This is a genomic window from Rhodococcus sp. NPDC079359 (assembly GCF_040702585.1).
GTDB lineage: Bacteria > Actinomycetota > Actinomycetes > Mycobacteriales > Mycobacteriaceae > Rhodococcoides.
In genome coordinates, this window is sequence record NZ_JBFBLH010000007.1 from 51,095 (window position 1) to 74,810 (window position 23,716).

Annotated in this window: 25 protein-coding genes; 12 read left to right on the forward strand and 13 right to left on the reverse strand. The window is 65.1% G+C overall.

Features of this window, described 5'->3' with window-relative positions; genetic code table 11:
* The 3 genes from AB0362_RS17330 to AB0362_RS17340 all read left to right on the forward strand — a co-directional run bounded on the left by AB0362_RS17330 (position 1) and on the right by AB0362_RS17340 (position 4,106).
* Positions 1–1,752: an ABC transporter permease subunit gene (locus AB0362_RS17330; protein WP_317549114.1), complete on the forward strand. Its 1,752-nt coding sequence runs from the start codon at positions 1–3 to the stop codon at positions 1,750–1,752.
* Positions 1,749–3,014: an MFS transporter gene (locus tag AB0362_RS17335; protein ID WP_317809082.1), complete on the forward strand. Its 1,266-nt coding sequence runs from the start codon at positions 1,749–1,751 to the stop codon at positions 3,012–3,014. Before AB0362_RS17330 ends, AB0362_RS17335 begins: the two co-directional genes overlap by 4 nt.
* Before the next feature lie 279 nt (positions 3,015–3,293).
* Complete coding sequence (locus AB0362_RS17340; RefSeq protein ID WP_149408107.1) at positions 3,294–4,106, forward strand: MerR family transcriptional regulator; 813 nt, start codon at positions 3,294–3,296, stop codon at positions 4,104–4,106.
* Here the strand turns inward: AB0362_RS17340 and AB0362_RS17345 are convergent, their stop codons facing one another.
* Positions 4,107–4,925: a DUF2786 domain-containing protein gene (locus AB0362_RS17345; protein WP_094668539.1), complete on the reverse strand. Its 819-nt coding sequence runs from the start codon at positions 4,923–4,925 to the stop codon at positions 4,107–4,109.
* 189 nt (positions 4,926–5,114) lie between these two features.
* Between AB0362_RS17345 and AB0362_RS17350 the strand changes: the two genes are divergently transcribed.
* The 4 genes from AB0362_RS17350 to AB0362_RS17365 are packed head-to-tail and all read left to right on the forward strand — an operon-like array spanning position 5,115 to position 8,444.
* Positions 5,115–6,395 carry an ABC transporter substrate-binding protein gene (locus AB0362_RS17350; RefSeq protein ID WP_149408105.1) on the forward strand — a complete coding sequence of 427 codons (1,281 nt, stop codon included), beginning with the start codon at positions 5,115–5,117 and terminating at the stop codon, positions 6,393–6,395.
* Between the two features lie 14 nt (positions 6,396–6,409).
* Entirely contained in the window at positions 6,410–7,456 is a 1,047-nt protein-coding gene (locus AB0362_RS17355) for a sugar ABC transporter permease (protein ID WP_317809081.1), read from the forward strand.
* Positions 7,453–8,274 (forward strand): carbohydrate ABC transporter permease, encoded by an 822-nt coding sequence (locus AB0362_RS17360; RefSeq protein WP_317549119.1) that lies wholly within the window; start codon positions 7,453–7,455, stop codon positions 8,272–8,274. Before AB0362_RS17355 ends, AB0362_RS17360 begins: the two co-directional genes overlap by 4 nt.
* Positions 8,271–8,444: a hypothetical protein gene (locus tag AB0362_RS17365; protein ID WP_176460445.1), complete on the forward strand. Its 174-nt coding sequence runs from the start codon at positions 8,271–8,273 to the stop codon at positions 8,442–8,444. The genes AB0362_RS17360 and AB0362_RS17365 overlap by 4 nt, the downstream gene beginning before the upstream one ends.
* Before the next feature lie 3 nt (positions 8,445–8,447).
* On the opposite strand, the gene AB0362_RS17370 is transcribed toward AB0362_RS17365, so the two are convergent.
* From AB0362_RS17370 to AB0362_RS17385, 4 genes are all read right to left on the reverse strand, one after another.
* A complete protein-coding gene (locus AB0362_RS17370; RefSeq protein ID WP_256980785.1) occupies positions 8,448–9,173 on the reverse strand; it encodes a peroxiredoxin in 726 nt (241 codons plus the stop codon).
* 47 nt (positions 9,174–9,220) lie between these two features.
* Positions 9,221–9,589 (reverse strand): DUF5313 family protein, encoded by a 369-nt coding sequence (locus AB0362_RS17375; protein ID WP_068047505.1) that lies wholly within the window; start codon positions 9,587–9,589, stop codon positions 9,221–9,223.
* Positions 9,590–9,677: 88 nt separating this feature from the next.
* On the reverse strand, positions 9,678–10,565 hold the full coding sequence (locus AB0362_RS17380; protein ID WP_317809080.1) for a LysR family transcriptional regulator: 888 nt from the start codon (positions 10,563–10,565) through the stop codon (positions 9,678–9,680).
* On the reverse strand, positions 10,556–10,990 hold the full coding sequence (locus tag AB0362_RS17385) for an MmcQ/YjbR family DNA-binding protein (RefSeq protein ID WP_317809079.1): 435 nt from the start codon (positions 10,988–10,990) through the stop codon (positions 10,556–10,558). The genes AB0362_RS17380 and AB0362_RS17385 overlap by 10 nt, the downstream gene beginning before the upstream one ends.
* Before the next feature lie 108 nt (positions 10,991–11,098).
* Here AB0362_RS17385 and AB0362_RS17390 point away from each other — a divergent pair, with 108 nt between their 5' ends.
* Entirely contained in the window at positions 11,099–11,449 is a 351-nt protein-coding gene (locus AB0362_RS17390) for a nuclear transport factor 2 family protein (protein WP_094687319.1), read from the forward strand.
* Positions 11,450–11,590: 141 nt separating this feature from the next.
* Here the strand turns inward: AB0362_RS17390 and AB0362_RS17395 are convergent, their stop codons facing one another.
* Both AB0362_RS17395 and AB0362_RS17400 read right to left on the reverse strand, forming a co-directional pair.
* Positions 11,591–12,673 carry an inositol-3-phosphate synthase gene (locus tag AB0362_RS17395; RefSeq protein ID WP_032396939.1) on the reverse strand — a complete coding sequence of 361 codons (1,083 nt, stop codon included), beginning with the start codon at positions 12,671–12,673 and terminating at the stop codon, positions 11,591–11,593.
* On the reverse strand, positions 12,666–13,256 hold the full coding sequence (locus tag AB0362_RS17400; RefSeq protein ID WP_068047497.1) for a PadR family transcriptional regulator: 591 nt from the start codon (positions 13,254–13,256) through the stop codon (positions 12,666–12,668). Before AB0362_RS17400 ends, AB0362_RS17395 begins: the two co-directional genes overlap by 8 nt.
* Before the next feature lie 121 nt (positions 13,257–13,377).
* Here AB0362_RS17400 and AB0362_RS17405 point away from each other — a divergent pair, with 121 nt between their 5' ends.
* Positions 13,378–13,785, forward strand: a complete 408-nt coding sequence (locus AB0362_RS17405) for a hypothetical protein (protein WP_269596053.1) — start codon at positions 13,378–13,380, stop codon at positions 13,783–13,785.
* A gap of 35 nt (positions 13,786–13,820) precedes the next feature.
* Here the strand turns inward: AB0362_RS17405 and AB0362_RS17410 are convergent, their stop codons facing one another.
* Positions 13,821–14,351: a GNAT family N-acetyltransferase gene (locus tag AB0362_RS17410; protein WP_317809077.1), complete on the reverse strand. Its 531-nt coding sequence runs from the start codon at positions 14,349–14,351 to the stop codon at positions 13,821–13,823.
* 191 nt (positions 14,352–14,542) lie between these two features.
* Between AB0362_RS17410 and AB0362_RS17415 the strand changes: the two genes are divergently transcribed.
* The 3 genes from AB0362_RS17415 (at position 14,543) to AB0362_RS17425 (ending at position 19,349) form a co-directional block, all read left to right on the forward strand.
* A complete protein-coding gene (locus AB0362_RS17415; protein ID WP_170944655.1) occupies positions 14,543–14,974 on the forward strand; it encodes a DUF5318 domain-containing protein in 432 nt (143 codons plus the stop codon).
* Between the two features lie 702 nt (positions 14,975–15,676).
* The gene (locus AB0362_RS17420; protein WP_269596066.1) at positions 15,677–17,785 is read left to right on the forward strand and encodes a transglycosylase domain-containing protein; all 2,109 of its coding nucleotides are present in this window, start codon (positions 15,677–15,679) and stop codon (positions 17,783–17,785) included.
* A gap of 112 nt (positions 17,786–17,897) precedes the next feature.
* Positions 17,898–19,349: a glycosyltransferase family 87 protein gene (locus tag AB0362_RS17425; RefSeq protein ID WP_317809300.1), complete on the forward strand. Its 1,452-nt coding sequence runs from the start codon at positions 17,898–17,900 to the stop codon at positions 19,347–19,349.
* Here AB0362_RS17425 and AB0362_RS17430 read toward each other — a convergent pair.
* The 5 genes from AB0362_RS17430 to AB0362_RS17450 all read right to left on the reverse strand — a co-directional run bounded on the left by AB0362_RS17430 (position 19,324) and on the right by AB0362_RS17450 (position 23,701).
* Positions 19,324–20,556 (reverse strand): TerD family protein, encoded by a 1,233-nt coding sequence (locus tag AB0362_RS17430; protein WP_317549124.1) that lies wholly within the window; start codon positions 20,554–20,556, stop codon positions 19,324–19,326. The genes AB0362_RS17425 and AB0362_RS17430 overlap by 26 nt on opposite strands.
* Before the next feature lie 90 nt (positions 20,557–20,646).
* Entirely contained in the window at positions 20,647–20,874 is a 228-nt protein-coding gene (locus AB0362_RS17435) for a helix-turn-helix transcriptional regulator (RefSeq protein ID WP_032378705.1), read from the reverse strand.
* Positions 20,874–21,473 (reverse strand): DUF2975 domain-containing protein, encoded by a 600-nt coding sequence (locus tag AB0362_RS17440; protein WP_262498627.1) that lies wholly within the window; start codon positions 21,471–21,473, stop codon positions 20,874–20,876. The genes AB0362_RS17435 and AB0362_RS17440 overlap by 1 nt, the downstream gene beginning before the upstream one ends.
* An 84-nt stretch (positions 21,474–21,557) precedes the next feature.
* On the reverse strand, positions 21,558–22,289 hold the full coding sequence (locus tag AB0362_RS17445; protein ID WP_317809076.1) for an ESX secretion-associated protein EspG: 732 nt from the start codon (positions 22,287–22,289) through the stop codon (positions 21,558–21,560).
* 17 nt (positions 22,290–22,306) lie between these two features.
* Entirely contained in the window at positions 22,307–23,701 is a 1,395-nt protein-coding gene (locus AB0362_RS17450) for a hypothetical protein (protein WP_366235975.1), read from the reverse strand.
* Positions 23,702–23,716 lie beyond the last annotated feature (15 nt).

Sequence of the window (23,716 nt, forward strand, 5' to 3'; positions counted from 1 at the left end):
GTGAGAACAGCGGTCTCGCGGCTGGTTGCCGTCGCCGGTGTGGTCCTGATCGTCGGGATGCTGCCGTGGCTGTCGAACCGCGATCCGGCACTGAGCATTCTGCGGGCCCGCTCGGCCGAACAGGAAGCAACCCCCGAGGCCCTGGCGGCCATTCGCCGCGACCTCGGTCTCGATGCCGGGCCGCTGCGGATGTTCTGGGACTGGCTCACCGGCATCGCGTCGGGCAATCCCGGAACATCGTGGAACACCGGCAAGCCCGTACTGCCCGGTGCCCTGGATGCATTGACGGTCTCGCTCACCCTCATGGGCTTCGCGATGCTGGTTGCGGTCGTCACGGCCGCCCTGGTCGTGCTCCCCAGCGTGCGGGCGGGGTTGCGTGGCACCCCGAAGCGAACCGGGGGTGGCGTCGCCGCAGCGCTCACGTCGATGCCGGAGTTTCTGCTCGCGTCGGTGCTGGTCCTCGTCGGAGCCGTGTGGCTGTCGTTCCCGGCGTACGGCTGGAACGGCCCGGAGTACGCGGTGTTGCCTGCACTCGCGCTCGGGTTGCCTGCAGGCGGGCTGATCGGACGCCTTCTCGCCGACGCGATCGCCGTCACCTTCACCGAGGGCTGGGTCATCACGTGGACGGTCGCAGGCTTCTCGCGGCGGCAGATCGCCGGTGCGGTTCTGCGACGTGCCCTCCCCGGGCTCGCCTCGCAGATCGGGCTGATCATGGTCGCCATGACCGGTGGCGCAGTGGCCGTCGAAAAGGTCTTCGCCATACCGGGATTGGGCCGCACCACTCTCGGCGATGCGCAATCACAGGATCTTCCCGCCCTGCAGATCGACATCATCCTTCTGCTGGCTGTCAGCGCCGTCCTCGGGATCACGGCAGAATTGGCCCGACGGCTACTGCTCGGCAGCGCCCTGCACGAGAAGGCGATGCCCATCCCGTCCGGCGTCTTCCACCCGTCACCGCGGCGCTGGGTGGTGCCGATCGCGGCGGCGTCGGTCCTGCTGACCATGGTCGTGGCCGGACTCCCACGCGACGGCCAGGCGACGACGCGGGAGAAGTTCGCAGCCCCGTCATCGGCACACCCCTTCGGTACGGACGCGTCGGGCCGAGATCTGTTGGCCCGCGTCGCCGACGGCGCACTGCGCTCCATCGGACTCTCGCTGGCGGTGACGTTCGCGGCCCTGGTGGTCGGCGTGCTGCTGGGACTGATTCCGCGGGCCTCGCGTGGTCTCGTCGAGGTCACCAATGCGGCGCCGCCCGTCGTCACCGGCATTCTCATCGCGGCGATCTGGGGTCCGAGTGCAGGCGGGGCGGCCGTTGCCGTTCTCATCGTCACGTGGGCTCCGCTCGCCGCGCACACTGCCGCTCTGGTCGAGGAGACTCGTGCCCGGCCGTACATCTCCATTCTGCCGACACTCGGGGCAGGCAATGCGCGCATCCTGTTCGGATCCATCGTGCCCAGCGTCGTTCCGGTAGTGCTGCGGCACGCCATGATTCGGCTTCCCGGTGTCGCTCTCGCTCTCGCGGCCCTCGGATTCCTCGGCCTCGGTCCGCAACCCCCCACTGCGGATTGGGGATTGATACTGTCCGACGGGGTCGCCGCCGTCGAGCGGGCACCGTGGGTCACCGCCGCTCCCCTCGCGTCCTTGATCGCACTCGCCGTTCTCGCAGTCTCGCTCGCCGGTGCCACCTCGGGGCGTGTGCGCAAGACCGGTAGCGTCATCGAGAAAGTCGACGCAGGAGGGCGCAGTACGTGAGCACGAGGACCGACGGATCGCCGACGCGATGGCGGTGGTCGTTTCTGGTCGATCTGCGACGGGCCACCCCCACCGTCCGCTTGCTCGTCCTCACCCAAATGACCTTCAACATCGGCTTTTTCATGGTGTTGCCCTATCTGTCGGTGCATCTGACGAGCGACCTCGGGCTCGGTGCCGCGCTCGTCGGAGTGGTTCTCGGAATCAGAACCTTCTCGCAGCAGGGACTGTTCTTCGTCGGTGGCACCCTCGCCGATCGGTGGGGTATCAAGCCGGTCGTCCTCGTCGGTTGTGTTCTGCGGGTGCTGGGATTTGTCGGTCTCGCCTTCGCCGATTCTCTGCCTGCCGTATTGATCGCCACGGTGATGGTGGGATTTGCAGCCGCATTGTTCTCCCCTGCAGTCGAATCCGCAGTGGCGATCGAGGCGGGCAAGAGCGAACGCGACGGCGGACCCACGCGCGTGGAGAGCTTCGCGCTGATGTCGGTGTGCAGCCAGATCGGCTCCTTCACCGGCCCGCTCGTCGGATCGGTGTTGCTGCTCGTCGATTTCAGGATCGCGTGCCTCGTAGCCGCGGCGATCTTCGTTCTGGTCGTCGCCGCTCACGTGCGGTGGCTGCCGCGTGAGCGCGGCGAACATCGCGACGACCCATGGCTCTCGGGCTGGACCGACGTGGTGCGCAACCGAACCTTCGTGCTGTTCGCGGTGGCGATGAGCGCGCAGTTGGTGGCCTACAACCAGCTGTACCTGCTGCTGCCCCTCGAGGTCGAACGCGCCTGGGGTTCGCAGACGGTGCTGGGGTGGTTCTTCGCGATCTCGGCAGTACTGGTGGTATCTGCACAACTGCCCATCACCCGACGCGTCGCCGCGGTATCACCGCGGATCACGCTGCCGATCGGATTCGCCGTCATGGCAGTTTCTTTCGCCCTGGTCGCGGCATTCAGTCCCTTCGAGTTGGAAGGTCTGGTGGGTCTCGTCCCGGCCGCCCTGTTCGTTCTGCTGCTGGCGCTGGGGCAGATGATCGCCATGCCGCAGGCCAGGGATCTGGTGCCGCGCATGGCCGCCGAACGTCGACTGGGTTCGTACTACGGCTTCATGGCCTCGCTCGGGGGCATCGGAGTACTGATCGGATCGACCGCACTCGGTGTGGTGATCGACGCCTCCCCCGACACCGGCTGGGGCGCAGCCATCCCATGGCTGGTCGCGGCCCTGTTCCCCATCGCCAGTGTCATCGGACTGCGCGTGGTGCTGGCTCGCCTCGACTGACCTGACCCACCACCCCCGAGCCCCCGCCGCCCCTGAGTCCCCCCGCCCCCGAGTCCCCCACCCCCGAGTCCCCGCAAATGCGCGCGCGTTTGTCATACGCGAGCAGATTCGTCTCCGATTCGACGCGATTCCCCGCGCACCTGGCGAATGCGCGCGCATTTGCGACAAGCCCCGGCTACCCACAAATCCCCAGCATCGAAGTTTGGCCGTGAACCGAGTGTCATCCCTGTCCAAGGCAAGAGTTCACTCTCCCGCAGGGGGAGGGGTCAGAATGTCGACATGAACGGTTTGCTGACGATCGGTGAGTTCTCTCGGATCACGCACCTGTCGGTCAAGACGCTGCGGCGCTATCACGAGTCGGGTCTGCTCGAGCCTGCGACCGTCGACGACTACTCCGGTTATCGGTACTACGACACCGATCAGGTTGCCACGGCGCAGGTCATCAGCCGGTTCCGCACTATGCAGATGCCCGAGCGTGAGGTGCGGGCGATCATGCACACCCCGGATCCCGACGCCCGAGCCCGACTGATCACCGAACACCTCACTCGGCTCGAGCGGCAGTTGGACGACACCCGATCAGCGGTCACGGCCCTGCGGCGACTCCTCGACCCGACGCCACCGACCATCGAGGTTCGACGCATCCTCACCGAAGAGTGCTCCGTCGCAGCAATTTCCGAGATGGTCGACGCGTCCCACGTGTTGGACTGGTACTCCGACGCGATGGCCGAGATCGACGCAGCCGTTTCCGAAACCGCCGGACCGCCGGGTGGGTTGTACGACAACGACTTGTTCACCGAGGGTCGCGGCGTCATGACGGTGTACGTGCCCACGCTGGATCCGTTGTCCGTCAACAGGATTCGGCCGATGGTGTTGCAACCCACCGAACTCGCAGTAACGGTTCATCACGGGCCGCACGACGATATCGACGTCACTTACGGCGCTCTGGGGATCTACGTGGAGACCAACGGCCTGGCCATTGCGGGGCCCGTTCGTGAGGTCTACGCCGTCGGGCCGCGTGATACCGAGGATTCGTCGCTGTGGCGCACGGAAATCGGATGGCCGGTCTTTGCGGCATCGCCGCGAACTCGGTAGTCAGCGACCCAACTGCCGGCTCGCGGCGTCGATTTCGGCATGACCGCCGATCTTCGCGTTTCGCCCCGCTCGATCTCCGGCCTTTCGGGCACCCTCGGAGTAGCCGGCGTTCGCGCTCTGGCCGCGCCAATGTCCGCGCGCGGTCGAGGTCTGTCGGTAGTAGTCGCGCAGTTCGATCTCCTTGTTGCGCAACACAAGCGCCGTACCAGCGCCCTGTTGCTCCTGTGCGATGGCCTTGGCCTCGGTGTCCTTCTTCACGTCACCGAGTCGTTGACCGATGCGCGACGCGAATGCGGTCTGGAAGTTCAGCCGCGCCGTCACCGCAGCGACGGGCACTTCCTCACGCCGGGTGTAGCGTCGGCGATTCTTGATCTCGGTGACGGTACGGATGGCCGTCTCGGATTTGTAGGCACCGGACTTGATGTACGCGTCGGAGGCTCGCACCATCTGGATCAGCAGCGAGGAGTAGAGGGCTTCGGTCGTCTCGATGTCGGAGTCGAAACCGTACGCGAACACCTGCGTCGACGATCGGGACACATCGCATTGGACGTCGTTGGCGTGCGCGATGGACACGAACAGGTGCACGTAGGTCTTGAGTCCACGCTTGCCCGGTTCTCCGATGGGGATCACCTTCTGGCTGGGTGTTGCCTGCCGTTCCCGCGACGCGCTGTGCGAACGAGCCACTGCCAGATCGACCGACGCCGACGTGGCCAGACGCTGAGCTGCCTCCATGAAGGCCTCGGCCTCGTGTGGATTGTCGGTGGACTCGGCCTGGCGCAGCAGCCCGCCGATCCGCGTCAGCATCTTGTCCGAACTCATGAGCGAAAGGCTACCGGCCCCTTACGACACGTCCTGGTTGACCGATTCAGGAACGCAATAACGACCACTGCGCGGTGCGATGTGTGCCACAGTACCCATCGACATATGTGTCGGGGGGAGCATCACAGCGAGATTCTGCGTGCCCATCTCCGGGCTCATACCACCGCGTAGAAGTAAGTGGAGAGAACAATGGCGTCTTTGATCACGAAGGTGGCGGTGGTTGCAACGGCAGCCACGCTGCTGACGCTCACCGGATGTTCGAGCGACAGCGGCTCGGGCGGCGATTCGGGTGCTGCATCCGAAAATGCCGACGGCCGTGGACCTATCACCTATGTAGAGGGCCAGGACACCACCGAGACCGGTGTCGTCCAGCAGATCATCTCGGAGTGGAACTCCAGCCACCCCGACGAACAGGTCACCTTCAAGGAACAGTCCGCCGACGCCGATCAGGCCCACGACGACTTCGTCCAGCAGCTGCAGGCTCAGCAGAGCGACTACGACGTGATGGCACTCGACGTCGTCTGGACCGCCGAATTCGCGGCCAAGGGCTGGCTCGTGCCGCTCGAGGGCGAATTCGCGCTCGACAACGCAGGCGTTCTGCCCGCGACCGTCGCCAGCGCGACCTACAACGGCACGCAGTACGCCGCACCGAAGAACACCAACGGCGGACTGCTCTACTACCGCAGTGATCTGCTCCCCGAGGCGCCCACCACCTGGGCCGAGCTCACCGAGGACTGCCAGGTCGCCCGGGACAACAACATCGACTGCTACGCCGGGCAATTCGCCCCGTACGAAGGTCTGACGGCCAACGCGTCGGAGATCATCAACGCGCACGGCGGATCCATCGTGGACGAGGACGGCAAGACCCCCACCGTCGACAGCCCGGAGGCGAGGGCAGGACTGCAGACCCTCGTCACCGCGTTCGAGACCGGCGTCATTCCGGCTCAGGACACCACGTTCAAGGAGTCCGAGAGCCAGCAGGCATTCCAGGACGGTCAGACCTTGTTCCTGCGCAACTGGCCGTACGTCTACGGCACCGCGGCCGAGGAAGGATCGACTGTGGCCGGAAAGTACTCGGTCGCACCGCTTCCCGGAGTCACCGGAGTCGGCACCTCGACGCTCGGCGGATACAACGCCGCGATCAGCGCGTACTCCGAGAACAAGGCCACCGCTGCCGACTTCCTGCGATTCCTGCAGGGCGAGCAGGCTCAGCGCATCATCGCCGAGGGTGCACTGCCGCCCGTGCTCGCATCGCTGTACGACGACCCCGCACTGATCGCCGCGATGCCGTACCTTCCCGCACTGAAGGAATCCATCGAGAATGCAGTTCCGCGTCCCGTAACCCCGTTCTACCCGGCTGTATCGAAGGCCGTGCAGGACAACGTGTCTGCCGCGATCAAGGGTGAGAAGAACGTCGACCAGGCGATCACGGACATGCAGGCCGGCATCGAAACCGCCGGCGCCAACTGATTTCGGGAGAACCAATGGCTGTACCTGCTGGTGTGACCAGTGGGGCCGGCGCAACCACCGCGGCCGGGGGCTCGTCCCCCGGCCGCGGTCGGCATGTGCGGTCCAAGAACAAGCGCTTCGGCCTGACGCCTGGTCGGGCCTGGCTGCTGATCGCACCGACGATGGTGATCCTCGCGATCGTCATCGTCTACCCGGTCGTTCGAGCTCTGGTGATGTCGTTCTCCAAGGATCCCGGTCTCGATCCGGCCACCGGCATGTTCGTCTCCGGTGGCTCTGCGGGTTTCGCCAACTACACGCATTGGATCCTGCAGCAATGCACGTCGGCGTCGGGCACGCTGGTGCCCTGCCCGCCGGGAACTCTCGGTTCTCAGTTCTGGGGCGCGGTCGGCAACACCGCGTTCTTCACCGTCGTGACGGTGTCCATCGAGGTGGTCATCGGCTTCGCCATGGCCGTGATCATGGGCAAGACCTTCGCCGGACGGGCCCTGCTGCGCGCCGCGATCCTGATCCCGTGGGCCATCCCGACGGCGGTCACGGCCAAGCTCTGGTACTTCATCTTCGCGTACGACGGTATCGCCAATCGCATTCTGGGAACGAACATTCTGTGGACCGGTGATGCCTGGCCCGCGCGTTTCGCGGTCATCATCGCCGATGTCTGGAAGACGACGCCGTTCATGGCGCTGCTGATCCTGGCCGGGCTGCAGATGATCCCGGCGGACGTCTACGAGGCAGCTCGCGTCGACGGTGCGTCGGCATGGCAGCGTTTCACCAAGATCACGCTGCCACTGGTCAAGCCCGCGCTGATGGTCGCAATTCTGTTCCGCACCATGGACGCGCTGCGGATGTACGACCTGCCCGCCATCCTCACCGAAGGCAACCCCGCCACTCGAACCATCTCGATCCTGGTGGTGGAGCAGATCCGGCAGGGATTCAACAGCGCTGCGTCACTGTCGACCATCTCGTTCGTCATGATCTTCGTCGTGGCGTTCATCCTGGTCAAATTCCTCGGTGCCAATGCCGTTGCCACTCAGGACAATCAGCGTAAGGGGGCCGGCCGATGAAGCAGGCTCGCATCTATCTCGGCGTTGTGGTCATTCTCGTGTGGGGACTGGCACCGTTCTACTGGATGGTCGTCACCGCGTTCCGCGACCCGCGCTACACCTTCGACACGACGCCGTGGCCGACGCATGTCACGTGGGAAAATTTCGACAACGCCCTGTCGACCGCGAACGGCAACAACTTTCTGCGGGCGGTGGGCAACAGCCTCATCGTCGGCGGAGCGACCACGCTGATCGCACTGACCATCGGCATCTTCACTGCGTATGCACTCTCGCGCATCGACTTTCGCTTCAAGTACGTGGTGACGGGCATCATCCTGGGCGCCTCGATGTTCCCGGTCGTCGCGCTGGTCACCCCGCTGTTCCAGTTCTTCACCAACATCGGGTGGATCGGCAGCTATCAGGCCATGATCATCCCGAACATCTCGTTCGTACTGCCGTTGACGATCTACACGCTGGCAGCGTTCTTCGCCGAATTGCCCTGGGAACTCGAAGAAGCCGCCCGGATCGACGGCGCCGGACGCTTCCAGGCCTTCCGATTGGTGATGCTTCCACTTGCCGCACCTGCCCTGTTCACCACCGCCATCCTCGCGTTCATCGCCGCGGTGAACGAGTACCTGCTGGCGAGTCAGCTCTCGAGTGACAGCACCGAGCCGGTGACCGTGGCCATCGCGCGGTTCACCGGCAACGATCCGCTGGTGGTGCCGTATGCCGCGATCATGGCCGCCGGGACCATCGTGGCCATCCCGTTGGTGATCATGGTGCTGCTGTTCCAACGCCGCATCATCTCCGGCTTGACCGCAGGCGGCGTCAAGTCGTGACGGCACAGGATCATCTGCAGCTGCTGGCGGGCATTCTGGGATTCTTCGCGCTGGTGGCTCTCGGGTTCGCGGTCGCCGGGATCATCGGGGGTGATCCCGGCGTACTGCCGTCGCTGGCGCTGCTGGGTCTGCTTGTCGCACTGTGGTTCACCGTCAAGAAGATTCGCTGACTCTCAGCGTGCGCGGATAGCACCTTCGATGTCTTCGGCGCTGATCGACCGTGTGCAGAAGAACCAATCCTGGCATTCCACGTCGGAATCGGTACCGTCCATTCGGTCCGCGGCAGTACCGCAAGAACCAGCCGGTGGCACGATGACCGGATCGCCCGGGCGCCAATCTGCCGGCGTCGCAACGTCGAATGCGTCTGCGGTCTGCAGTGCCTTGATCAGACGCAGGATCTCGTCGAAGTTCCGACCGGTGCTCAGCGGGTAGTAGATGACTGCGCGCACCACACTCTTCGGGTCCACGACGAACACCGCCCGCACTGCCTTCGACGAACTTTCACCGGGCATGATCATGCCGTACGCGCGGGCTATGTCCATCGAGATGTCCTCGACCAGAGGAAATTTGACCTCGATGCCGGACATCCCGTTGAAACTGATCTTGTCCTTGATCGTGCGCAACCACGCGATATGGCTGTACAGACCATCGATCGACAGTCCGACCAATTCGGTGTTGTACTCGCGCAATTCGTCGGACATGGCGGCGAATGTGATGAACTCACTGGTGCAGACGGGTGTGAAATCTGCGGGGTGCGAGAAGAATATGACCCATTTTCCGCGGTAGTCGGCGGGGAAGTCGATCGGCCCTTGCGTGGTGACTGCGGTGAACGACGGAGCGCGGTCTCCGATTCGTGGCATTCCGACGTCGGTCGCGGGTTCTGTCTGGGTGCTGGTCATGGGTTCCTCGTCCTGTGCTGTTTTCGGTCGGGTATCGGGTGTGGTGGTCACGGGTGCCTGTAGTTGGCCTCGTAGGTCTTGCGGTCGCGTTCCGCACTGGGCGTAGCGCGCGGAATCGAGGCTGCGTCGATCCCGTGTTGCCCGAGCCGGAACGCGCGATAGATCAGATGCAGTGCCGAGGCGAAGTAGACGACCGGGACGAAGATCAGCATCATCATCAGACCCGCAATCCAGTTCGGCCCTGGAAACAGGAGGAACAGCAAGAGCACGGCGGCCAGTGGAACGAGGAATCGGGCCAGATAGCGCGGAGTGGATCCACGTCCGGTCAGGTCGTGGAGGACCCAATCCCGTAGGTCGTCCGGGAGGACGCCGCCGACGTCGTAGCGAAGACGCTGACCGAAGGTGGGAGTTTTCATGTCCTCGACCGTAGGTTCGCATCGGCACCGGGCGCTGGGGTAGGAAGTCCCGACCTGTGCGCCGAACGACTCCGGTTCTCGATCCGGTTCAGATCGCGGTGGAACCGAAGGCATCCAGCGTCATCGAGACCAACCTCGCCGACGCGGCGTTCGGTTTCGGGGTCCAGACGAGAGCCAACAGCGCTGCCGTGGTCGAGTCCGCCAGCTCCACAACAGTCAGTCGATCGCCGTAGGTATCGATCATCGATGCGCTCAGGATCGCCACTCCCAGACCGCGAGCAGCGAGGTCGGCGACTGCGTCGGGAGCGCTGGCCTGCAACGTGATCGACGGCGACAGTCCCGCTCCGGCGCAGTCACGGTCGAACACCGCCCGCACGCCCGTACCCACGGGAAGCGAGACGATCGGGTAGTGATTCACCTGAGCCAACGTCGCCCGCTCGAGCGATGCCAACGGATGGTTCGGTGACACGGCCGCGCAGATTCGCTCCTCGATGATCACCATCGATTCCAGTCCGTCGGGGGTCCGAGCCGCCACGCCGACGAGTGCGAGATCCAGTTCCCCTGAGCGTACATCGGCTACCAGACGATCCGAATTCCCCTCCTGCAGAGCAAGTTCGACGCCAGGATACGTGGAACGGAAGCGGGCCAACGCGTCGAACAGTTGTGGGACGGTGCACGCGGTCACCATGCCGATCCGTACCGATCCGCGTAGAAGTCCGGCAACATCGTCGACGGATTGCCGAACCGAGTCGGCGGCGGCCAGAGTCGCACGGGCGTGTGTCAGCGCGGCCTGGCCTGCGGTGGTCAATGTTGCTGTGCCGCCGGATCTGTCGATCAATTCGGCACCGAGTTCTCGTTCGAGCGCGCGGATCTGGGCGCTGACGCCGGATTGGCTAATGTGAACTCGGGCAGCGGCGCGGGTGAAGTTCGCTTCCTCGGCCACCGCGACGAAGTACTCCAGCTGCCTCAGTTCCACTGCTGGACACCTAGATTCGGACCCTCACCGGCGTCGAGTCTGGCGACGTTGCGCTTCGGGGCAGTGATGCGGTAGCTGCAGTCGATCAGTTCGGCGGCCTCGGCCCAGACGTCGTCATCGGCCTTGTCGTCGGGGGCATCGGAGAGGTCGAAGCCCACCCAGCCGGCCGGGCCGAGGTAAGCGGGGTGGAAGTACCGGGGTTCGAGCTCGCAGGCACGCTGTTCCTCGGCGCTCTCGCATTTGACCAGGATCGAGAGGTCGTGTTGGTCGCCGCCTTTGACGCCACCGCCGAAGTACACGAAGACCGAGGACGTACGGAAGGTCGGCCGTCCATGGGAGATCTTCTCGGACACCTCGGGATAGGCGAAGGCCAGCGCGCGGACGCGTTCGAGGACCGGATGCTTGGACGTGGGATCGATGGCCACGAGCACACGATAGCGCGCTAGCTTCAGCTGCGGCTATGAGTAGAACTTCTGATGATCATCGGAATCAACTGTTGGACTTCTGGCCCAGTGCGCTCGAGACTCGATGTCATGACACGGACACCGAAAGAAGTTGCCGCGACCTACTTCGAGGCCTGGAAAAGCAAGGACTTCGACACTCTGGCGTCGATCCTGCACGAGGACGCGACATTCCGGGGACCACTGGGCACAGCGGCCAACGGCGCGGAATGTGTGGCGGGATTGAAAGGAATGTCGGAAATCGTCACCGACATCGATATCGCCCACGTCTTCGTGGACGGCCCCAACGTACTGACGTGGTTCGATCTGCACACGTCGATCGCCTCCCCGGCAAGCACCGCCAATTGGCAGCGAATCGAGGACGGATACATCAAAGAAATCCGGGTGACATTCGATCCACGAGAAATCACCGCGGCCGGATAGACGAACGCCCACCGGTCCACTCAATGTGACATTCAGTGACCTTTTCGGGGGTCAATGTCACATCGAGTGGACCGGCGGGCGGGGGCAGTGGCGCGGATGAGTGCCGTCGCGGGCGCTCAGTCACATCACTGTCGCAGGCACCTATGCGTCGATGATGAACGCTTCAAGTTGTTCGCGAGCGACGTCGTCGGCCAGCTGCTTCGGCGGGCTCTTCATCAGGTAGGCCGAAGCCGGGATGACCGGTCCACCGATGCCGCGGTCCTTGGCGATTTTCGCGGCGCGGACTGCGTCGATGATGACGCCTGCGGAGTTGGGCGAGTCCCATACTTCGAGCTTGTACTCGAGGCTCAGGGGAACGTCACCGAAGGCGCGGCCTTCGAGGCGGACGTAGGCCCACTTGCGGTCGTCGAGCCAGCCGACGTGGTCGGACGGTCCGATGTGGACGTCCTTGGCGTTGAATTCCTTCTGCAGGTTCGACGTGACGGCCTGCGTCTTGGAGATCTTCTTCGACTCGAGGCGGGTGCGCTCGAGCATGTTGAGGAAGTCCATGTTGCCGCCGACGTTGAGCTGCATGGTGCGGTCGAGCTGCACGCCGCGGTCTTCGAAGAGCTTGGCCATGACGCGGTGGGTGATGGTGGCACCGACCTGGCTCTTGATGTCGTCGCCGACGATGGGGACGCCCGCGTCCTCGAACTTCTTGGCCCAGACGGGATCCGAGGCGATGAAGACGGGCAGCGCGTTGACGAAGGCGACGCCTGCGTCGATGGCGGCCTGTGCGTAGAACTTGTCGGCTTCTTCGGATCCGACGGGGAGGTAGGACACGAGGACGTCGACCTTGGCGTCGCGCAGGGCCTGCGCTACGTCGACGGCGTCGCCGTCGGCCTCGGTGATGGTCTCGCGGTAGTACTTGCCGAGGCCGTCGAGGGTCGGTCCGCGCAGGACGTGGACGTCCTTCGGGGGTACGTCGGCGATCTTGATGGTGTTGTTCTCGCTGGAGAAGATGGCCTCGGAGAGATCGAAGCCGACCTTCTTGGCGTCCACGTCGAACGCGGCGACGAACTCGACGTCGCGGACGTGGTACTTGCCGAACATGACGTGCATGAGGCCGGGGACGGTGGCGTTCTCGTCCGCGTCCTTGTAGTACTCGACACCCTGGACCAGGGATGAGGCGCAGTTGCCCACACCCACAATGGCCACGCGGATTGCGTTGTTGTTCTCACCCATGGTCGGGTTCTCCTTCTGTCTTGACTGTCCTGTTTGGTGCTGTGCGGGACGGTGCTGGGTTGGGGTCGGCCTGCTCGGCTGCGATGACTTCGTTGAGCCAGCGCACCTCGCGTTCGCTCGATTCGAGTCCGAGCTGATGTAGCTGCCTGGTGTAGCGGTCGAGTGTCCCGTTCGCCTTGGCCACAGCGTCGCGGAGGCCTTCTCGGCGCTCCTCGACCTGGCGACGTCTGCCTTCGAGAATGCGGACTCGAGCTTCCGCGGGAGTCCGACTGAAGAAGGCAAGATGTACGCCGAATCCGTCGTCGGTGTAGTTCTGCGGTCCGGTGTCGGCCACCAGTTCGGCAAATCGTTCCCTGCCGAGCGGGGTGAGCTGATACACCCGTTTTGCTCGTCTCTTCACGAGCAAGTCGGGACCGGCGTCCTCGGCGATGAGACCGTCGGTTTGTAGTCGACGGAGTGCCGGGTACAGCGATCCGTACGAAAACGCTCGAAAAGCTCCGAGCAGGCCGGTCAGCCGCTTGCGGAGCTCGTAACCGTGCATGGGTGATTCGAGAAGCAGTCCGAGAATTGCGAGCTCGAGCATGCAACTCCCCCTTCTCGAATCCAACGGTCACATCATGACGATGCGATTGATCGCACTATCGAAGAATGTATCGCGCCGATACATATTCTGACAACTCGGCCGTGCACGTATCGTGCGACACATGACCCCGGTCGACGCGCTTCTCGCCGCCGCGGCCCTCCACCTGGGCTTTCAGATGGTGGTGACCGGCGTCGTCTATCCGGCGCTGGCGGAGGTTCCGGACGACGACTGGTCGCGTGCCCACGACGCGCACTCGCGTCGGACAACCCTCGTCGTCGGGCCGGTCTACGGTCTGCTCGCAGCTGCGTGTCTGTGGGTGTTGGTGTCCGGGCCGATCGATGCGGTTGTCTTGACGAGCATCGGCGGCGCGGCGGTCTCGGCGTCGGCGACTGCCTTCGTGGCTGCCCCCACCCATGGCGAACTGGGGCGTGCGGGACGCAACGAACACCTGATGAGTCGGCTGCGATCGGCGGACCGCGTACGTCTCTGCGGTGCAGTGGTGTGTGCGTTTTTCGCACTGTCGGCGTGATCGAGCGCGGGTGAACGTGCAAGTGGCCAGTCGGCTCAGTGAGACGGTGCCACCATCAGCACGGCGTCGACTCGATACTCGCCCCACTGCTGTGCAGACGTCCCGATCTGTTGCCACCCTCGCCTCCGGTAGAAACCGAGGGCAGCGCTACTCGGCTCGACGAGCAGAACCGCCACGCGCCCTGCATCGCGCGCAGCATCGATCGCGTGTGCAAGCAGAGTCGTTCCACTGCCCGGTACCGAACCGTCGGTGACCACGCGCGACACCACAGCGAGTCGATCGGCAGCCACCCCCGTTGATCGGCACCACTGCGCGCTTGCGTCGTCCGCACCGGGATCGGTTCCCGGTGCTGCCGTCGAGTGCAGCGCGATATGGCCGACGACGGCGTCGTCGGACTCGGCGACCCAGGCCGCGAGTTCGTTCGGTGGGACGAGCCAGTCGGCTCGCACCGCCACTGCGCGCACGGGATAACGGTGTAATTCGTGCGCACGTTGCAGGATGGGCAGGAGAGTGGTCAGGTCGCCGTGTCGTCGGGGGCGCACGTGGATTCCCGATGTGGCCGACATGCGAGCAAGTGTAGGGACCGGAGCTCACATCGAATCGACGTCGGTGCGATCTGCGTCTCTCGCCTGCGTCGAGGGGCAGACCGCGTCGGCACAGGTGGAGAGGAGTTTCCGAGGGCCGAAATGGGCCCTGCTCGCCGTCGAGGCGGGGTTCGCAGGTCCGCATCGGAGGGGCCGCACGTACTCTGGTCCTCGTGCGACTTCAGCGACAGGTGGTGGACTACGCCCTTCAGCGTCGGTCGCTGCTGGCCGAGGTGTACTCCGGAAGGACGGGCGTCGCAGCGGTCTGTGATGCGGATCCGTACCTTCTTCGCGCCGCCAAGTTCCACGGACGTGGCAGCGATGTGGTGTGCCCAATCTGCCGCAAGGAGCAGCTCACGCTGGTGTCCTGGGTGTTCGGTGAGAAGCTCGGGGCACTGTCCGGGTCGGCGAGAACGGCGGACGAACTCGTCCGTCTCGCGGCGACCCAGGAGGAGTTCTCGGTCCACGTGGTCGAGGTGTGTAGGTCGTGCAGTTGGAACCACCTCGTCCAGTCCTATGTCCTCGGGGCCGTCCCCGCGCCCAAGCAACCCCGTCGTCCGCGATCGGGTTCCCGTCAACCGAACCGTCGAACAGCGAGTGAGTGACACAATCGCTCAGCTGATCCCATCCACCGAGAATTCGACGCGGCCGCCGAAATTACTGGAGATTCGTACGTGAGTTCCCCCTACGACAACAATCCGGGTAGCAACGAACCGGGCCGTAGCGACTCCGGACGGCGTCCCGACGTGCCCGGGCCGCCGCGCGGCAGTCGCCATTCCGACCCACCCGGGCGTCGGCCGGTACCCCCGCCCGGGCAGCGTCCGATGCCGCCGCAGGGCCGTCCTCCGATGCCTCCTCCCGGCCAGCGACCGGTACCCCCTCCCGGCCAGCGACCGGTACCCCCTCCCGGCCAGCGTCCGATGCCGCCGCAGGGCCGTCCTCCGATGCCTCCTCCCGGCCAGCGACCCGGTCCCCCTCCCGGGCAGCGTCCGATGCCCCCGCAGGGCCGTCCTCCCATGCCCCCGCAGGGCCGACCCGTCCAGGGCAGGCCGCCGGTGGATCCGGTGAGTGGACGTCCCGCAGGCGAACGTCCCTACGGCGAACGTCGGTACGGAGAGCCGCCCATCGCGCCTCCTGTTCGATCCGCTGCCCCGACGGGCGTCACTCGGTCCGGTGCTGTGCCACCACCCCACGAACCGAACGATCCATCAGTTCTCTCCTCGGGCAGCGAGCCGCCCGAGCCGCCCGAAAGAGGTCCCGCCGCGAAAACGAAGAAGAAGTCCAAGTGGCGGGTCGTTCGACGCACGATGTATGCGTTGATCGCCCTGGGTCTGATCGTGCCGATCCTGGCGTTCATGGTGGCGTACACCGTCGAGGACGTGCCGCGTCCCGGCGACATCAGAACCAACCAGGTCGCCACGATCTTCGCGGCCGACGGCTCGAGTGTGCTCGGCAAGGTGGTGCCACCCGAGGGCAACCGCACCGACGTGACGATCGATCAGATCCCGGAGCACGTGCGCAACGCCGTTCTCTCGGCCGAGGATCGCGACTTCTACTCCAATCCGGGATTCTCGGTGACCGGTTTCGGCCGGGCTCTGCGTGACAACGTGCTCGGACGCGACAGTGCCGGCGGTGGCTCGACCATCACCCAGCAGTACGTCAAGAACGCGTTGGTCGGTAACGATCGGACGCTGACCCGAAAGATGCGTGAGCTCGTCATCTCCTCCAAGATGGCGCGGCAGTGGTCCAAGGACGACATTCTTGCGGCGTACCTGAACACCATCTACTTCGGTCGCGGTGCCTACGGCATCGCCGCCGCGTCGACGGCGTACTTCGGCAAGTCCGTCGACCAGCTGTCGGTGGAGGAGGGCGCGGTTCTCGCCTCCGTCATCCAGCAACCCTCCAATCTCGATCCTGAGTTCAACCCCACCGGCGCGCAAGCGCGTTGGGACTACGTGCTCGACGGCATGGTCTCCCAGGGTCAGCTCGATGCGACCCAGCGGGCGTCGATGATGTTCCCGGCGGTGGTCCCGAGCGCGCAGGTCGATACCGGCGATGCTCAGGATGCCGGGCCGGACGGCTTGATCAAGGCCCAGGTGCTGCGAGAGCTGTCGGCGGTGGGTATCAGTGATCAGGACCTCAATACCGAGGGGTTGCAGATCACCACGACCATCGACCCGAACGCCCAGGCGGCGGCGGTCGAGGCCGTGAACGGCAACATGGAGGGCGAGCCCTCGGAGCTGCGGACGGCGTCGGTGTCGATCGATCCACGCACCGGCGCGGTTCGCTCGTACTACGGCGGTGCGGACGGTCGAGGATTCGACTTCGCCCAGTCCGGCTTGCAGACCGGATCCTCGTTCAAGGTGTTCGGTCTGGCCGCTGCACTGGATCAGGGCATTCCGCTGTCGAAGATGTACGACAGCTCCCCGCTCGACGTCAACGGCATCGAGATCAGCAATGTCGAGGGTGCCTCCTGTGGAACGTGCACCATCGCCGAGGCGCTGAAGCGTTCACTGAACACCAGCTTCTACCGGATGATGCTCAGCATGGACAACGGTCCGCAGGCCATCGCGGACATGGCACACAAGCTCGGCATCCCGCAGGAGATCGAGGGCGTCGGACCCACCCTCACCGAGCCCGACAACGCGGGCCCCAACTACGGAGTCGTGCTCGGCCAGTACCAGTCTCGCGTCATCGACATGGCTTCTGCCTACGCGACATTGGCTGCGTCCGGCGTCTATCACACTCCGCACTTCGTGCAGAAGGTCGTCACCGCCGACGGCACCGTGCTGCTCGACCGGGCTCCCGAAGCCGGCCAGCAGGTCGTCTCGGCTGCGGTTGCGGACAACGTGACCTCGGCGATGCGTCCGATCGCCGGCTACTCCAACGGTCACAACCTCGCCGGCGGTCGCCAGTCGGCAGCCAAGACCGGCACCGCTCAGCTCGGAGACACCGGTCAGAACAAGGATGCCTGGATGGTCGGCTACACGCCGTCGCTGTCCACTGCCGTCTGGGTGGGCACCGAGCAGGGTCTGCCGCTGGAGAACAGTTACGGCGGACCGATCTACGGATCGGGCCTACCGTCGGACATCTGGAAAGACACGATGGACGGCACGTTGGACGGCACCTCGAACGAGACCTTCCCGACGCCCGAGGCCATCGCGGGTCAGGCCGGTGTGCCGCAGTACTCGGCACCCGCTCCGGCGACGACGGTGGCACCATCGACAGCCCCGCCGCAGGTGACCCTGCCGATTCCGACGGAGATTTCGCCGCCGGTCGTCATCACTCCGCGGCAGGTCGAGATTCTGCCCGGCGTGACCATCCCGCTTCCCGGACTGGCACCGGCGCAGCCTGCGGAACCCGAACCGGCGGCACCCGAACCGGCAGCGCCCGAACCGGCAGCGCCCGGGCAGTAGCGACGCGGCGGTGACGACCGAACCCGACCGCAAGGGTCGAGCCGTGGCGAGCCCCGGTCGCCTCGATTCGGCGAGCGCTGCGGACCGCGATCTACCCAGTCGTACCGATCCGATGACCGAGGAACTGTCCTCGGTCATCGGCGGTCCGGTCGGCAAGCACGCGGTGATCGGTCGGCAGCGCTGGTTCACGGCGCTCCGGGTGATTCTGCTGCTCGCGGTGGTCTTTCTCTGCTTCGGTTGGTTCGCCAAGGCCGCGTGTATCCAGCAGGCACCGGTGGGACCGGGCGGTGAGCTCGGACTCGATTGGAGTGGCAGTCGTCAGTACGTGGCGATATGTTACTCCGATACCGTGCCGCTGTACGGGGCGGAGCGACTCGATCAAGGTGCGTTCCCGTACAAGAAGTCCTGGGAAGAGACCAAGGCCGACGGGTCGAGTCAGATTCGGTACATGGAATACCCGGTGCTCGCCGGGCTCTACCAATACGGGTCGATGGTCGTCGGAAAGGCGTGGAACTCACTGAGTTTCCTGCCGCAGGCGTTGCCGGTCGTCGTGTACTTCAACGTGGTTGCCCTGGGATTGGCCGTCGCCTGGTTGGTCACCGTGTGGGCCACCGCCATAGCCGCCGGACGCCGCATCTGGGACGCGGCCCTCGTGGCGGCCTCACCTCTGGTGATCGTGCACGGATTCACCAATTTCGACGCTCTCGCAACGGCTTTCGCGCTCACCGGTTTGCTGGCATGGGCCAAGAAGAAGCCGGTACTGGCCGGAGTTCTGATCGGTCTCGGCGGTGCCACCAAGCTCTATCCCCTGTTGTTCCTCGGGCCCCTGCTGGTGCTGTGCTGGCGCACCGGAAAGATGCGCGAGTGGGGCATCACCGCCGGTGCGGCGATAGGTGCCTGGTTGGCGGTCAATCTTCCACTGGCGCTGCTGTATCCGTCGGGATGGTACGAGTTCTTCCGGCTCAATTCCGAGCGCGGCGCGGACCCGGATTCGCTGTACAACGTCGTCACCTCGTTCACCGGTTGGACCGGTTTCGACGGTCCGCTGTACCCGGGCGACAAACCGTTGGTTCTCAATGCCGTGACGCTCGTGTTGTTCGCCATCGTGTGTGCGCTGATCGCGTACATCGGCACGACGGCACCGACGCGACCGCGGCTCGCGCAGCTGGTGTTCCTGGTGGTCGCCGGGTTCCTGCTCACCAACAAGGTGTGGAGTCCGCAGTACTCGCTGTGGCTGGTTCCGCTGGCCGTACTGGCGCTGCCACATCGTCGAATCTTGTTGGCGTGGATGACGATCGACGCCTTCGTCTGGTTCCCGCGGATGTACTACTACCTGGGTGTGGAGAACAAGGGTCTACCCGAACAGTGGTTCACCGCGACCGTCGTGGTGCGCGATGTCGCCGTGATCGGATTGTGCGCGTTGATCGTTCGGCAGATCTACCGGCCGGCCGAGGATCTCATTCGAAACGGCAGCGCCGTCGACCCGCTCGGTGGCGTGCTCGACGGCGCTGCAGATCGGACGACTACTGCCCGCAAGGTCACATATAGCGGCCGAGCTGTTTGACGGCTTCACCGGCGTGCTTGGCCTGAATACCGTCGCCGATGGCCTGGAGCTTCCATTCGCTGCCCTGGCGGTACACCTTCGCCATCACCAGACCGGTGAACGGCATGCCGCCCTGCAGGGTGAAGCGGGCCAGTTCGGTGTTGGTGGTGTTGTCGACGAGACGGCAGAATGCGTTCGCGACCTGCTCGAATGTCTGACCGCGGTACGACGTGACCGTGAAGACGATGCCGGTCACGTGCTTGGGTACCCGCGTCAGGTCGACCACGATCACCTCGTCGTCGCCCTCGCCTTCGCCGGTGAGGTTGTCACCCTGGTGCACGATCGAGCCGTCCTTGGCATTGAGCTGCCCGTAGTAGACGACATCGTTGACGTTACGGTCGGCGAGCATGATCGCCGACGCGTCCAGGTCGATGTTCGCGGCTCGGCCTCCGCCGCCGAAGAATCCGCCCTTCTTCGGAGTGGTCACCGGGTCCCAGCCGAGACCCATCCGGATGACCGTCAGAGCCACGCCGCCGTCCTTGCGGAGGGTGACCTTCTGGCCCTTCGTGAGGCTGACGGGCTTGGACTTGGTGAGGCTGACTTCCGGAGCCTCGGTGGGGACCGGTGCGGCGGGTGGTGCCGGCGGGGCAGCCGGCGGCGGTGGAGTGACGGGAGCGGGAGGCGGTGTCGGTGCGGAAGGTGTGGGAGCAGGGGCGTCGTCCACGGACACACCGTGATCGGTCACCAGGGCGGCGAATCCGCCCGCGTAGCCCTGCCCGACGGCTCGCACCTTCCAACTTCCCTGACGGCGGTAGATCTCCAGCGCGATCACGATGGACTCCGAGCTCAGGCCATCGATTGTGTACTCGTACAACACATTTCCGGCTGTATCGCTCACTCGCGCCACGGGGGCGGTGGATCGCCCGAAGTTGCTCGACGCGTCGTCGAGGGTGATGACCGCGCGGATCTGCTCGATGTCGGCGGGCACTGCAGCGAGCGACACGGCGAGCCGGGCCGGTCCGCCCTGGCCGGGCTCGAGGCGAACACCGGGGCCGGTGGGCTGATTGAAGAACACGAAGTCGGCGTCGGTGCGTACTTTTCCGGCGTCGGTGACCAGTAGCGCGGACAGGTCCGCAGGTACGGCCAGCGAGATGGAGACGACGACGTCACCGACGGTGAGGGGGCCGTTCTGACCCTTGGACAACGGTTGACCGGCCGGAGCAGACAATGTGATGGACTCTCTCTCGTAGTGCTGGTTACCGTCATCCAATGTACTTGTTCGATTTGTCCGACTGGTGTGGCTGCGATCGGGCGGACGTCAGATCTGGCGGAGGGTGAACAGGTCGCCGGGTGTGCAGCCGAGGACGCGACAGACTGCGGTGAGCGTCGAGAATCGGATGGCCTTGGCACGGTCGTTCTTGAGCACCGACAGATTGACGACGCTGACCCCGGCGAGACGGGAGAGTTCCGCGAGGGTCATACCGCGGGCGTCGAGAATCTCGCCCAGATGACAGACGACGAGGTGGTCTACGAATTCCTCCGCCATCAGACCAGACCATCGGCATCGCGAGCGAGCTTGGAGCCTTGCCGGAGAACTGCGTAGACGAATTGCAGGACCAGAGCGACGATCAAGGCCAGCCAGACCGAGCCGAAGCTTCGTGCAGTATCGGTGACCTCGGTTGTTTCGAGTGCGGCCTGGATGGCGTTGGTACTCATCACCCGAAGCCCTCCGGTGATGACCGGGTACAGGACCAGGCAGGCGGCAACCACGACCAGGTCGATGCTGGCAGCGACGCTGAACGGGGTTTCCTTGATGACATTGTCGAAGAATCGGTACGCGAAGAAGATTCCCACCAGGATGAGGATTCCGCCGGCCACGATCTCGCCGTACCTCATGAAGTCGATCATCCCGATGAGCCGCTGGACGTCGCTTTTGGCGACACTGAGCTCGATGACGTTGCCTGGCTGCAACTGTCCGCCGAACAGGTCGAGCGTCGGCGACTTCTCCAGAGGCGTGACGGTTGCGCTGACGTAGTCCGAGGAGTGGTATTCCCACATCTTCCGACCGGTCCAGATCACAGCTGCCGCCGCATAGAAGGCCATCGTCCATTTGTTCGCCCGTGCCGAGCCCACTCCGTATGCCATCCCGCCGTCTCCATATCGATAGTCGATAACAACGAATATCGATAACCTATCGAAAATCGATACGGTGTCAAGGGCTGGCCGATCTCACCGCCTCAGCGCCACTGCCACGTGCCGTCCGATCTCCGACGCCAGGCCGGTCGTATCGGCGGGCGCGATGTCGATTGTTTCCGCGGAGTGGACGATGTACCGGCCGTCGTGTTCGAAGTCCATCCAGAAGAACGAGACGGCATCGGTGTCGCGGCGGTTGTCGAAGGTCTTGCCGCGCGCGACGATGATTTCGCCGACTGCAGACCGCGGGCGGTCGAAGAACGACCGGAACCGCTCGTTCGCGGTCGCACCCCGGGTTGCGGTGGACAGATGCGACCCGCTCGAAGTCGTTGCAGCAATGGCACGTTCGAGTCGCTCGGCCGGTCGGCGGCCTGCAGCGATGTTCGGTACGGATCCGAGAACGACGGCGGGGGCATGGGCCGGGCCGGTCAGTTCGACGGTGACGGCACCGCCGGAGGAGGCGTCGGGCCCGGGCTCCTGAGTGAGCACCGCGGCAGTGTCGTGGCGAATCGCTGCGTGGCTGCGCACGATGCCGTGACGAGAATCGATTGTCTCGCCGCGGCATTCGATGCGAACGATCGGGTCGACGACGGTCCGAACAGCTGCGCCGAGTTTCTCGTCCATCATCGCGTCGATCCTCGCCGACGCCTCGCTCCGCAGCTGTCGGAGTTCGTCCACGGTCTCGACGTCGATGGTGACCGCCAGCGGGTACGGCAGTCGGTCGCGTCCGAATCGACTGCACAGCATCATGAAGTCGATGCCGGGCATGGTCCATTTCGTCACCGTCAGCCGCCGAGTACCGGAGGTGCGACCAGGGGTAGATCGCCGATCAGTTCGCTGCCGTTGCTCACATCGACCAGGTAGCCGGGAACGGCGTGCTCTCCGTCGTTGTCGCCGGCTCCCCGTGCGCCTGCTGCGCCCATGGCACCCATTCCCGGCATGCCGTGTGCTCCCGCGCGGCCGGCCGACGCCGCAGCTGCACTGCCCGCACCGCTGCCTCCCGCCCCGCTGCCGCCAGCACCGATCCCGCCCGTGCCGCCGCCGATCGGAGAGCCGAGAATCGAGCCGCCGTAACCCGATCCGGCACCGGAACTGCCACCAGATCCGTATCCCGCACCGGCGCCGTAGCTCGAACCATTGGATCCCGCGAAGCCGCTGCCGCCCGGTCCTGTTCCGCCGAATCCCCCGCCGGGACCCGCGCCGACCCCGGAACCCGCACCACTGCCGGACGCGCCCGGCCCGGTGGCCGAGGCGGCACGAGTTTCGCCTGAGTTGTCGGCCGGAGGCAGGGAACCCGAACCGCCCGACCCGGGCTGCTCCGACGCAGCAGTACCTGCCCGACCCGCTTCGACAGCCTCGGTGCCGCCGGCCTGCGCCTGCGCTGCCCTGTCAGCCCCACCCTCGGTACCGGAGCCGCCGGGCGATGTCGACCCGATACCCCCATCTCCGCCCCCGGCAGAACTGACGAGTCCCCAGCTGCCGTCGGAACCACCACCGTCCACGACCGGGTTGTGCGCTGCCGGTAGCACCGGGACCTCGGAATCGGACTGCAGCACCCCTGGTACGTAGACCGAGCGCATGATTCGGCGTGCTTCTTCCTGCTGCTCCTCTCGGGCCGACACCACCTCCTTCGCGGCGAAGGGGATGGGCAGCAGGGAATCGATCAAGCTGCTTTCGGCTCCCGCAACCACCGGCGGCATCCTCGACTTCGTCTGCGTGAAACCGGAGTGCGCCTCGAGCAACTTGTTGCTGATCAGACTCATGGAGGTGGACAGCGCGTTCGCAGACGAGACGTAGTCGCCCACACCGCCGCGGACGGCGTCGGCTGTAGGTCCCGACCAGCCCGACGTCATGGCCGCCTCGATGCCGGACCGGAAGCCGTCGGATCCGCTGTTCGCGGCAGCGGACAAGTCGTTCCAGTTCCTGGACGATTCCCCGATGGTTTCGGTACCCAGCGATTTCACCATGGCCGCGATCTGCTCGTGCGGCATCACCTCGAACGCCTCCGTGATGACCACTTCGGCCGGCTCGAACTCGCCGCGGTAGTCGAGGGCCACGTTCGCCTTCTCGAATGCCGCATTCAGAACGGAGCCGAGAAATTCGGGGCCGACCGGCGTCACGAACGCACTGGTGACGATGTTGTCGATCGTCGCCGCGAGTTCCTCGTACGGATCCGTCATGCCCACCCCTTGCCC

What these genes read in the sequence shown, in the direction of transcription:
- AB0362_RS17360 (WP_317549119.1), top strand. Translation starts at nt 7,453, where the DNA reads ATGAAGCAGGCTCGCATCTATCTCGGCGTTGTGGTCATTCTCGTGTGG.
- AB0362_RS17440 (WP_262498627.1), bottom strand. Translation starts at nt 21,473, where the DNA reads ATGGCATACGGAGTGGGCTCGGCACGGGCGAACAAATGGACGATGGCC.
- AB0362_RS17435 (WP_032378705.1), bottom strand. Translation starts at nt 20,874, where the DNA reads ATGGCGGAGGAATTCGTAGACCACCTCGTCGTCTGTCATCTGGGCGAG.
- AB0362_RS17425 (WP_317809300.1), top strand. Translation starts at nt 17,898, where the DNA reads ATGACCGAGGAACTGTCCTCGGTCATCGGCGGTCCGGTCGGCAAGCAC.
- AB0362_RS17400 (WP_068047497.1), bottom strand. Translation starts at nt 13,256, where the DNA reads ATGCTCGAGCTCGCAATTCTCGGACTGCTTCTCGAATCACCCATGCAC.
- AB0362_RS17450 (WP_366235975.1), bottom strand. Translation starts at nt 23,701, where the DNA reads ATGACGGATCCGTACGAGGAACTCGCGGCGACGATCGACAACATCGTC.
- AB0362_RS17375 (WP_068047505.1), bottom strand. Translation starts at nt 9,589, where the DNA reads ATGAAAACTCCCACCTTCGGTCAGCGTCTTCGCTACGACGTCGGCGGC.
- AB0362_RS17390 (WP_094687319.1), top strand. Translation starts at nt 11,099, where the DNA reads ATGACACGGACACCGAAAGAAGTTGCCGCGACCTACTTCGAGGCCTGG.
- AB0362_RS17405 (WP_269596053.1), top strand. Translation starts at nt 13,378, where the DNA reads ATGACCCCGGTCGACGCGCTTCTCGCCGCCGCGGCCCTCCACCTGGGC.
- AB0362_RS17370 (WP_256980785.1), bottom strand. Translation starts at nt 9,173, where the DNA reads ATGACCAGCACCCAGACAGAACCCGCGACCGACGTCGGAATGCCACGA.
- AB0362_RS17410 (WP_317809077.1), bottom strand. Translation starts at nt 14,351, where the DNA reads ATGTCGGCCACATCGGGAATCCACGTGCGCCCCCGACGACACGGCGAC.
- AB0362_RS17345 (WP_094668539.1), bottom strand. Translation starts at nt 4,925, where the DNA reads ATGAGTTCGGACAAGATGCTGACGCGGATCGGCGGGCTGCTGCGCCAG.
- AB0362_RS17340 (WP_149408107.1), top strand. Translation starts at nt 3,294, where the DNA reads ATGAACGGTTTGCTGACGATCGGTGAGTTCTCTCGGATCACGCACCTG.
- AB0362_RS17350 (WP_149408105.1), top strand. Translation starts at nt 5,115, where the DNA reads ATGGCGTCTTTGATCACGAAGGTGGCGGTGGTTGCAACGGCAGCCACG.
- AB0362_RS17355 (WP_317809081.1), top strand. Translation starts at nt 6,410, where the DNA reads ATGGCTGTACCTGCTGGTGTGACCAGTGGGGCCGGCGCAACCACCGCG.
- AB0362_RS17395 (WP_032396939.1), bottom strand. Translation starts at nt 12,673, where the DNA reads ATGGGTGAGAACAACAACGCAATCCGCGTGGCCATTGTGGGTGTGGGC.
- AB0362_RS17420 (WP_269596066.1), top strand. Translation starts at nt 15,677, where the DNA reads ATGTATGCGTTGATCGCCCTGGGTCTGATCGTGCCGATCCTGGCGTTC.
- AB0362_RS17445 (WP_317809076.1), bottom strand. Translation starts at nt 22,289, where the DNA reads ATGCCCGGCATCGACTTCATGATGCTGTGCAGTCGATTCGGACGCGAC.